Annotated in this window: 9 protein-coding genes and 1 pseudogene; 4 read left to right on the top strand and 6 right to left on the bottom strand. The window is 68.8% G+C overall.

The genetic code is table 11. The features are described 5' to 3' along the window. Window positions 1-306: 306 nt before the first annotated feature. Complete coding sequence (locus KHN96_RS22500) at window positions 307-987, top strand: glutathione peroxidase (protein WP_045785645.1); 681 nt, start codon at window positions 307-309, stop codon at window positions 985-987. Here the strand turns inward: KHN96_RS22500 and KHN96_RS22505 are convergent, their stop codons facing one another. The 5 genes from KHN96_RS22505 to KHN96_RS22525 all read right to left on the bottom strand — a co-directional run bounded on the left by KHN96_RS22505 (window position 988) and on the right by KHN96_RS22525 (window position 6,209). Further along, a complete protein-coding gene (locus KHN96_RS22505) occupies window positions 988-2,172 on the bottom strand; it encodes a patatin-like phospholipase family protein (RefSeq protein ID WP_045787745.1) in 1,185 nt (394 codons plus the stop codon). It lies immediately after the preceding gene. A gap of 9 nt (window positions 2,173-2,181) precedes the next feature. Beyond that, complete coding sequence (locus KHN96_RS22510; protein WP_062738673.1) at window positions 2,182-3,063, bottom strand: PhaM family polyhydroxyalkanoate granule multifunctional regulatory protein; 882 nt, start codon at window positions 3,061-3,063, stop codon at window positions 2,182-2,184. Between the two features lie 22 nt (window positions 3,064-3,085). After that, window positions 3,086-3,904: an enoyl-CoA hydratase/isomerase family protein gene (locus KHN96_RS22515; protein ID WP_045785643.1), complete on the bottom strand. Its 819-nt coding sequence runs from the start codon at window positions 3,902-3,904 to the stop codon at window positions 3,086-3,088. Between the two features lie 68 nt (window positions 3,905-3,972). Beyond that, window positions 3,973-5,124, bottom strand: coding sequence for an ABC transporter substrate-binding protein (locus tag KHN96_RS22520; RefSeq protein ID WP_102080678.1), 1,152 nt, complete (start codon window positions 5,122-5,124; stop codon window positions 3,973-3,975). An 80-nt stretch (window positions 5,125-5,204) separates the two neighbouring features. After that, a complete protein-coding gene (locus tag KHN96_RS22525) occupies window positions 5,205-6,209 on the bottom strand; it encodes an LLM class flavin-dependent oxidoreductase (protein WP_062738674.1) in 1,005 nt (334 codons plus the stop codon). Between the two features lie 95 nt (window positions 6,210-6,304). Here KHN96_RS22525 and KHN96_RS22530 point away from each other — a divergent pair, with 95 nt between their 5' ends. Then, window positions 6,305-7,201: an IclR family transcriptional regulator gene (locus KHN96_RS22530; RefSeq protein ID WP_045785640.1), complete on the top strand. Its 897-nt coding sequence runs from the start codon at window positions 6,305-6,307 to the stop codon at window positions 7,199-7,201. Between the two features lie 3 nt (window positions 7,202-7,204). On the opposite strand, the gene KHN96_RS22535 is transcribed toward KHN96_RS22530, so the two are convergent. After that, window positions 7,205-8,197, bottom strand: coding sequence for a fumarylacetoacetate hydrolase family protein (locus tag KHN96_RS22535; protein WP_045785639.1), 993 nt, complete (start codon window positions 8,195-8,197; stop codon window positions 7,205-7,207). A gap of 82 nt (window positions 8,198-8,279) precedes the next feature. Between KHN96_RS22535 and KHN96_RS22540 the strand changes: the two genes are divergently transcribed. Together KHN96_RS22540 and KHN96_RS22545 are read left to right on the top strand one after the other, a co-directional pair. After that, window positions 8,280-9,128: an IclR family transcriptional regulator gene (locus KHN96_RS22540; RefSeq protein ID WP_045785638.1), complete on the top strand. Its 849-nt coding sequence runs from the start codon at window positions 8,280-8,282 to the stop codon at window positions 9,126-9,128. A gap of 4 nt (window positions 9,129-9,132) precedes the next feature. Next, window positions 9,133-9,381 (top strand): annotated as a pseudogene (locus KHN96_RS22545) (DUF3108 domain-containing protein); the annotation flags it as partial.

Consider the following 9,381-nt stretch of genomic DNA (forward strand, 5'->3'; position numbering starts at 1 on the left):
CCGCCAAAAACCGCCCTGCACGGGCGAAATCCGGCTCGAAAGCGACGCCAGGCCGGCGCCACGATGCCGCAATCCGGGCGGCAGAGCGGGTTGTTCAGACCTTCCTTAGCGCGCCGTGCGCTTCGCGCGACTGTCCCGCGGCGTGCCGCGATGTGATCGACGATGCGCTGCCGTCGTCCTGTGTGGGGCGGGCCGGTCGGTGCCGGCGAGGTCTTCAGTATAGGAAGCCCGGCCGCCGCCGCGGCCCCGGGGCATTATACCCTAGACTGAAGACAATCGACGCACTGCCGCTTTCGGAGGCCTGAGATGTTGTATTCCGCCATCGTTCCAGCACGCCGACGTCACCTGCAGCGGCATATGGCCGGCGTGCTGAGCCGGCACCAGCTGCTGATGATCGCCATCATCATTGCGATCGGCGTCATTGCGCTGCTGCTGCCGCGCACGGGCCACGCCGCCCCGGCTGCGGCCACGGCGCAAGACCCGGCACCGGCCTGCCCGGCCAGCCTGAACTTTCGCGTCAACCGGCTGCAGGACGACGCCCGCCAAGACCTCTGCCAGTACGCCGGACGCGTGGTGCTGGTCGTCAACACCGCAAGCTACTGCGGCTACACGCACCAGTACGAAGGGCTGGAAGCGCTGTATGCGAGGTACCGCGACAAAGGGCTGACCGTGCTCGGCTTTCCGTCCAACGACTTCCAGCAGGAACCCGGCAACAGCAAGCAGATCGCCGATTTTTGCTACAACACGTACGGCGTGAAATTCCCGATGTTTTCCAAGACCGCCGTCGTGGGCGCAGGGGCGTCGCCGCTATACACATGGCTGGCGGCGCAGACGGGTCAGCCGCCCAAATGGAATTTCCACAAATATCTGCTGGACCGCAACGGCCGCGTGGCCGCCGTGTTCCCGAGCAGCGTTGAGCCGACCGACCCGACCCTCGTCAAACGCATCGAGGCGCTGCTCGCCGAACCGGCACGCGCATCGCGCTGATCACGCCGCTCGCATGGTGTCGGGCATCGCGCCGTAGAGAAACGCGGCAAGCTCGTCGCGGCGCGCCTGCACGTCGCGCTCGCCGAGGGCGATCAGCTCCTGCGTGAACTCGGGCTCGAACAGCAGGTAGCTGGCGAACGCCGCGCCGCGGGCCTCCGTGCCGCCCAGCGGCTTGAGCAGCGCGCGCACCGTGCCCGGCAGGCGCTGCACGTGGCGCAAGGCAATCAACTCGATGCGCTCGGACGGCGCCATCACCAGCACCTCGATCTTGCGCCAGCCGTCGCGCGCGTCGGCAATCTCGGGGTTGCGGCTGACCATCGCGTTGATGTGCTGCAGCCGTTCGATGTCGGCCGACAGTCCATCGAGGAAGATGCTCGCCAGCGCCTGCCCCGCGATCTGCGCAAGCGACGGATAGCCAGACGCCGGGACCGTGTCGTACCACCCCGGCTGCGAACGCGATGCGGCCCCCACTACAAGGATGCGACTCGCGCCAAGATGGATCGCCGGACTCAGCGGCGACATCTGCCGCATCGTGCCGTCACCGAACCATTCATCGTTGCCCTCGATCTGCACCGGCTCGGCCGGAAACACGAACGGGATGCTCGAAGACGCCAGCATGTGTGCCACGCCGATCTGGTCCGCGACCGCAATGCGCTGCGAGCGCCGCCACGGCAATACCACGTGCGGAGACTGATAGAACGTGACGTGGCGCCCCGTCGTGTACGACAGCGCCGTGATGGCCAGCGCCCGCAGCGCTCCGGCCTCGAACGCAGCCTGCACCTGCCGGCCGTCGTGCTGCGCGTCGAGCAGCTCGCGCAGCGGCGTGTTGTCGAACAGCGCGCGCGGCGTGCGGCCCGTCATCCAGCCGAAGGCCAGCGCGGTGAGCCAGCGTGCGCCGCTCGAGCCCACGCGGCCGACGTCGGTGCGATACACGCGGTCGGCATGCAGGTTGCCCCACAGTTGCGTGAGCGCTTCCGCGGCCTGCGTGAAATCCTGCGCGCCACGGGCCAGGCCGAGGCTGTTGATGGCGCCTGCCGAAGTCCCGCAGATGATGTCGAACGGAGTGCGGGCCACGCCGGGCGCGTACTCGCGCGCCAGTGCGGCGATCCCGCGCAGCACGCCCACCTGATAGGCCGCGCGCGCGCCGCCGCCCATCATCAGGAGCGCGGTGCAGTCTTGCGACATCGGCATCGATCAGGAATTGCCGTTGGCCGGCTTGCGCGGTGCGGCCTTCGCCGGAGCCTTCTTGGCGGCGGTTTTGCCAGCCGGCTTTGCCGTCTTGCCCGCAGGCGCCTTGGCCTCCGACCTCGGCGCCGGCTTGCTGCCCGCCTGCTTCGATTTGGCCGGTGCCGACGGCGCTTCGATGTCTTCCGGCGCCGTATCGAGCCCTTCCGCGCCGGGTGCGCCGCCGAACCCCGGGAAGCCGCCCGGGAAGCCCGGCATCAAGTGTTGCGGCATCGGCATGGCCGCAGCTGCGGAGCTGGCGATCTGGTTGAACTGCTGCTGCAGCATGTTCCACCAGGGCGACGGATCCAGAGCCGCGGCGGCGGCACGTGCCGCGGCCTGGGCATGCTCGGCCGAGCGGGCGCTCTGCGCGCGGGCTTCGGCCTGATCGTCGTCGGTGTCTTCGGCTTGGGCTTCCGCCTCGGCTTCGGCCTTGTCTTCAGGCGCGGGGGCCTCAGGCTGCGCGGGCTTGGCGGTGGCGGCGGTGTGCGGCCAGGCCGGCTTGGGCTCGCCGTCCGGCGGCGATGCAGCCGGGGTCAAGCCATCGAACGCGCTCTTCATGGCTTCCGGTGACAGCGCGGCGCCGAAGGTCTGCAGCGCAACCAGCGTGGCCCGCTGCACCTCCAGGCCCTGGATCGCGGTGCGCAGCAGGCTCGCATTCAGCTGCAGCCAGCTTTCCACCGCGCGCAGATCGTGAATGCGCTTGTCGAGCTCCTCCAGATCCATCGGCGGCGCCGCGAAGCTCGCCATGTTGGGCATCCCGGCACCGGGCATGCCGGCAAAGCCGCCCCCCCAGAGCTTGCGCAGGAATTCGAAACCGCCTTCGGCAAAGTTGGGCATCTGGGTGAACATGGTGTCTCCTACGAAATCGGTGTCAGGTCGCATCAAACGTGGGTGGACGCTTCTGGCGCAGGCTCGCAATGCCTTCGCGCACATCGGGGCCTGCAAACCCCATGAATTCCAGCGCCAGCGACGTATCAAAACTCGGGCCGGCCAGGCGCAGCCAGTTGTTCAGCGCGTACTTGGTCCAGCGGATGGCCGTCTGCGAACCGGCGGCCAGGCGCTCCGCGATCTCGAAGGCGCGGTTGACGAGGTCCGCCTGGTCCACCGCCAGCGACACCAGGCCGATGCGCTCGGCCTCCTCCCCACTGAGGGATTCGCACAGCAGCAGGTAGTACTTGGCCTTCGCCATGCCGCACAGCAGCGGCCACACGATCGCCGCATGGTCGCCCGCCGCCACGCCCAGGCGGGTGTGGCCGTCCACGATGCGTGCGTCCCTGGCGGCGACGGAAATATCGGCCAGCAAGCCGGCCACGAGGCCCGCACCCACCGCCGGTCCGTGCATGGCGCTGACAATGGGCTTGTCGCAGTTGATGACGTTGTAGACGAGGTCGCGCGCTTCGTGCCAGACGCGCGTGCGCACGTCGAAGTCTTCGGCCATCTGCTCGACGAGGTGAAGGTCGCCGCCGGCGGAGAAGCCCAGCCCTTCACCGCGGATGAGCGCCACGCGCACGGAGGGCTCGGCCGACACGTCGCGCCAGATCTCGGCCAGTTCACGGTGCAGGCCGGCGTCAGCGGTCGACAGCTTGCGGTTGGCCGACTGTGCCGCGCCCATCACGATCTCGAGGATGGGGCCGTGCTGGACGAGCGTGAGCGCCTGGTAGCGCGCAAAGCGGGGAGCGAGAGAGGTCATGAGATCGGCGTGTGTGGATCAAGCATAGCGGATGCGCTCGCGCGCGCAACGCGGCAAGCGCGGCACCGTCAGTTCGGACGATCGGCCAGGTGCCATTGGCCGCGGCGGATCTGCGCCATCACGCGGGCACGCTGGTCGAGGCCCACGTGGTCTTGCGGGCTCATGTTGACGACGCCGGTGCTGGTCGGCAGGTCGCGCACCTGTTCCAGCGCGTCGCGCAGGGCCTCGCGGAAAGCCGGCGTGCCCGGCTTGGCGCGCTTGAGCGCCACGGGCACGGCGCGCTGCAGCAGCAGGCCGATGTCACCCGTGTACGCGGCAAAGATCGACACGCTGCCCTTGCCGAACGCGGCTTCGTAACGGCGTGCGAAATCCAGCGCCTGCTTCCTGGCCGGGTCGGCATCCGGCAGTTCGGCGGCGACCATCACGGGCCCGGTCGGCACGTACGCGCCTTCGCAGTCCTTGCCGCACAGCTTGACGAAATCGTTGTTCGAGACGCCGTGGTTGAAGTAGATCTTACCGGTGTAGCCGCGCTCGGCCAGCGCGCGGGCCGGCAAAGCGGCGGGTGTGCCGGAAGCGCCGATCACCACCGCATCGGGCTTGCCGGCCAGCAGGTGCAGCACCTGCGCCGTCACGCTGTTGTCGGTGGGCGAGAAGCGCTCGGTATCGGTCACGCGGATGTGCTTGAGGTCGGCAAAGCGCTGCACCTCGGCCAGAAACGCCTCGCCCAGCGCGTTGGCAAAACCGATGTACGCGATGGTCTTCACGCCGTGCGCGGCGGCGTGCTCGGCAATGAGCGACGCCATGTGCGAATCGGAATGCGGCGTCTTGAAGACCCAGCGGCGCCGCGCATCCATCGGCTCGACCAGCCGGGCGGACGAGGCCAACGAGATGACCGGTGTCCTGCCCTCGGCCGCCGCATCGATCATCGCCAGCGTATTGGGCGTGGTGGACGAGCCGACGATCACGTCGACGTTGGATTCGCTCATCAGCTTGCGCGTGTTGGTGACGGCGCGCGTGGTGTCGGACGCGTCATCCAGCACGATCACGTCGACCTTCTCGCCGCCGATCTCGCGTGGCCACAGTGTGGTGGCGTTCTTTTCGGGCAGGCCCAGCGAAGCTTGGGGGCCCGTCGCCGAAACCGTCACGCCGATGCGGATATCCGCCAGCGCGGTGCAAGACAGCAAAGCCAGACCAACCAGTACGCCAACCTGTCGCTGCATGGGTGTCTCCCGTGGTTTGGCGAAGAGCGTAGCGGTTTTGCAGCGGTTTGGCGATGCGGGCCAGCCCGGGCAGCTGGCGTTCAGGCGGCCAGCGCCGCGATGCCGGCGCGCGGCAATGCGTCCTCCATCAACGCGCGCATCGATTCGAGCACGGCTGTCTGCGGCATCAGCCCGAAGTTGTGCAGCGCCATCACGTGATCGACGCCCATGTCGGACAAGCGCGCGAGCTTGTCGGCCACCGCATCGGGCGTGCCGAACAGCGACAGGCCGCTGGCGAGCACGTCGTCATAGGTCTGCCGGCGTGCATAGAGCCGCGTGGCGACGTAGAGGTCGAACGCATCGGCCGCGGTGGCGCGCACGGCAGCTTCCGTAGGCCCGACGTGCGTGTGCAGGGCGACCGCCGCCATGCCGCGCGCATCGGCGATGCCGGCCTCGGCCAGGCCGCGGCGGTAGTCGTCCATCAACGTGCGGATGTCTTCGAAGCGCTCCACCGACGCGTATGGCACGAACAGCATGCGCCGCCCCTGCCGGCCGATGTGATACGCCACCTCGCGCCGCAGGATCGCCACGTGGATCGGCACGCGGGCCTGCGCCGGCAGCACATTGAGGCGCACGTCGCGCAGCGTGTGGAACTGGCCTTCGTGATGCACGCGCTCGCCGCAGAGCAGCCGCTCCACCAGCATCAGGGCCTCGTCAAACCGCTCGCGCTTGACGGCGGGGTCGACGTCGTAGCCCTCGAACTCGTGCTTCAGGTATCCCGAGCCCACGCCGAGCGACAGCCGCCCGCCCGACAGCACGTCGACCATCGCATAGTTCTCGGCCACCGTGGCCGGATGATGAAACGTCAGGATCGAAATGGCGGTGCCCAGACGCAGCCGCTGCGTCTGCGCGGCCAGGTGCGAGAGAAAGACCGCCGGGTTCGGTACCGCGCCGTACTCGTGAAAGTGGTGCTCGGCCACCCAGAAGGTGTCGTAGCCGAGCGACTCTGCGTGGCGGGCCTGGCCGATGACGTCTGCGTAGAGTTGCGGCAGACTGCGATGCCGGTCCGGATAGTGGTCCTGCACGGAAAAGATCGACAGCTTCATGGCGTCTCCTGGTCCTTTCAGCGCGCAGGCCGCCGCGCCGATTTGTATCTTTTTGCGTAACGCGTATCTTATAAAGCGACATCCGAGACTTCAAGATGGCCATCGAAGACAGCCTGCCGCCCGACGAACCGCCCGTGGAAGACGCCGCGCCCGAACGCGCCAGCGCCGGCATCCAGTCCGCCGAAATTGCGCTGACGGTGCTCTCGGCGATGGCGCGCACCGGCGGCGCGCATGCCGTATCTGAACTCGGCCGGCAGCTCGGCATGCCGCGCGCGAAGGTGCACCGCTACCTGGTCTCGCTCGAGCGCATGGGTTTCGTGGAGCAGGATTCCGCCTCCGCCCGCTACCGGCTCGGCACGCAGGCGCTGCAGGTGGGGCTGTCGGCGCTGTCCGACGTGGATTTCGTGCGTGAAGGCAGCAACCTGCTGCCCAAGCTGGCCGAGCGGCTGAACGAAAGCGTGTTCCTGTCGGTGTGGACGAACCGCGGCCCCGTGATCGTGCGCTGGGAAGACGGCGGCCGCCCCGTGACCGTGAACGTGCGGGTGGGCTCGGTCATGCCGCTGCTGAATTCCGCCACGGGCCAGGCCTGCGCCGCGTGGGTGCCGGAAATCCAGATCGTCCCGCTCATCGACCGCGAACTGCGCGGCCCGGGCGCCGGCAAGGCTGGGCTGACCGACTGGCTGAACTGCCGCGCACGCTGGCAGACGGTGCGGCACGAGGGCGTGGCGCGGATCGCCGGGACGCTCGTGCACGGCATCGATTCGGTGGCGGTGCCGGTGCTCGATTCACAGGGCAAGCTGGCCGGCGCCATTACGGCGCTGGGGCTGTCCAGCGTGTTCGATTCCAGCCTGGAAGGCGCCCCCTCGCGGCTGCTGCGCGAGGCAGGGCGGGCCTTGTCGTTGCGCCTCGGTTACCACGGCCAGGCCTTGACGACCGGCTCCGCGCCGGCCAAGCGCGGGCGCCGCGCGAAAGCCGCCCCCGAATCGGCTTAAGGCTTACGCCTGCGTGCCTGGCGCGATGACCTCCTGGTCGATCGCCCCGAAGATCGACACGCCGTTCGCGTCGAACATCTCGATCTTGACCGTATCGCCGTAGCGCATGAATTCGGTCGTGGGTGCGCCCGCTTCGATCGTCTCCAGCATGCGCTTCTCGGCGATGCAGCAGTACCCCTTGCTGCGGTCCACGTTCGAGATCGTGCCCGAGCCGACGATGCTGCCCGCGCGCACGTTGCGCGTCTTGCAGATGTGCGCGATCAACTGGCCAAAGTCGAACACCATGTCGGTGCCGCAATCGGGCTGGCCGACCTTCCTGTTGTTCCAGTGCACCGTCATCGGCAGGTGGACCTTGCGCTCGCGCCAGGCGTCGCCGAGTTCGTCGGGCGTCACCGCCACGGGCGAAAACGCCGTCGCGGGCTTGCTCTGGAAGAAGCCGAACCCCTTGGCGAGCTCCGCCGGGATCAGGTTGCGCAGCGACACATCGTTGGCCAGCACGATCAGGCGGATGGCCTCGCCGGCGGCGGCCGGGTCGGCGCCCATCGGCACGTCGCCGGTGATGACGGCCACCTCGGCCTCGAAGTCGATACCGAACGCCTCGCTGCGGCAGACGATGGGGTCGTGCGGGCCGGCCAGGTCATCGGAGCCGCCCTGGTACATCAGCGGGTCGGTCCAGAACTCAGGTGGCATCTCGGCGCCGCGCGCCTTGCGCACGAGTTCGACATGGTTCACGTAGGCCGAGCCGTCGGCCCACTGGTACGCGCGCGGCAGCGGCGCCATGCAGTTGGCGGGGTCGAATGCAAACGGGTGGCGCGCGCGGCCCGCGTTGAGCTGCGCGTAGAGTTCCTGCAGTTGCGGCGCGTAAAAGGCCCAGTCGTCCAGCACGCGCTGCAGCGTGCCGGCGATGTGCGTGGCGAAGTGAGCGGTCTTCAGGTCGCGCGAGACCACGGCGAGCTGGCCGTCGCGCGAGCCATCCTTGAGGGTGGCGAGTTTCATGGGCGTCTGTGCAGAGAAAAGCTGCGCGGATGCTACACCAGCATCGGCTAAACTGGGCTGAACCGACCCATCACGCCCGACCATGCCGACGCTGCCCGCCGACACCGACCTCGACCTGGAGCCTGATGCCGATGGCGAACCGGATGCGCCCGCGCGCTCGGGCATCCAGTCCATCGAAGTCGGCTTCCGGCTGCTGGAGGTGCTCACGCACACCAACGGCCCGATGATGCTGCGCGACCTGGCGCGCGCCGCCCCCATGAACCCCGCCAAGGCGCACCGCTACCTGGTGAGCTTTGCGCGCCTGGGCCTGGTCACGCAAACGCCCGAAGGCCGTTATGACCTCGGCCCCTTCGCGCTCGAAATGGGCCTGGTGAGCCTGAACCGGCAAGACCCGATGCGTCGCGCACGCCCCGCCGCCGCCGCGCTGCGCGACGAGATCGACCACACCGTCGGCCTTGCCGTGTGGGGCAACCTGGGGCCGGCCATCGTCCATTGGGAAGAAGCCAGCCACCCGGTCACCGTCAGCCTGCGCCTGGGCGACGTCATGCCGATGCTCAATTCGGCCACCGGCCGCGTGTTCGGCGCTTACCTGCCCCGCGCGCAGACGCTGCCGTTCATCCAGCGCGAGCTGGAACGGGCCGCCGCGCGCGAGGCCGATCCGGAGCTGCCGCGCACGCTCGAGGCGTACGACGCCATCTGCGCAGAAGTGCGCGCACATGGCGCCGCGCGCATTCATGGCGGCGTGCTGCCGGGCATCAACGCGATGTCGCTGCCGGTGTTCGATGCGAATGCCCAGCTGTGCCTCGTCCTGATTGCCCTCGGCGCGCAAAGCACGTTCGACACCAGTTGGAGCGGGCCGCTGGAGCGGCGCTTGCGGCTGGCCGCACAACAGCTTTCCGCCGATCTTGGATACGTTGCCGCCCCCGCCTGAAGCGTTGAATACCGACCGTACGCAGACCCGCCGACGCCGCTCTCGCCGGCTCGCGCTCGTGCTGCTCGCCGTGCTTGTGCTGCACGGCATCGCGGTCCTCTGGATCGCGCGCAGCCATGAGGTGACGTGGCCGCCGGCACAGGAGCAGATCATCCCGGCCCTGTTGCTGCAGCCCGAGCCGGTGAAGCCACCTTCCCCCGCGCCTGCCGCCGCGCAACGGCCCGCACCGCGCCGGCCGCCGCCGGCCGCGACC

It is taken from the genome of Ralstonia mannitolilytica (assembly GCF_905397375.1).
Taxonomy (GTDB): Bacteria; Pseudomonadota; Gammaproteobacteria; order Burkholderiales; family Burkholderiaceae; genus Ralstonia; species Ralstonia mannitolilytica.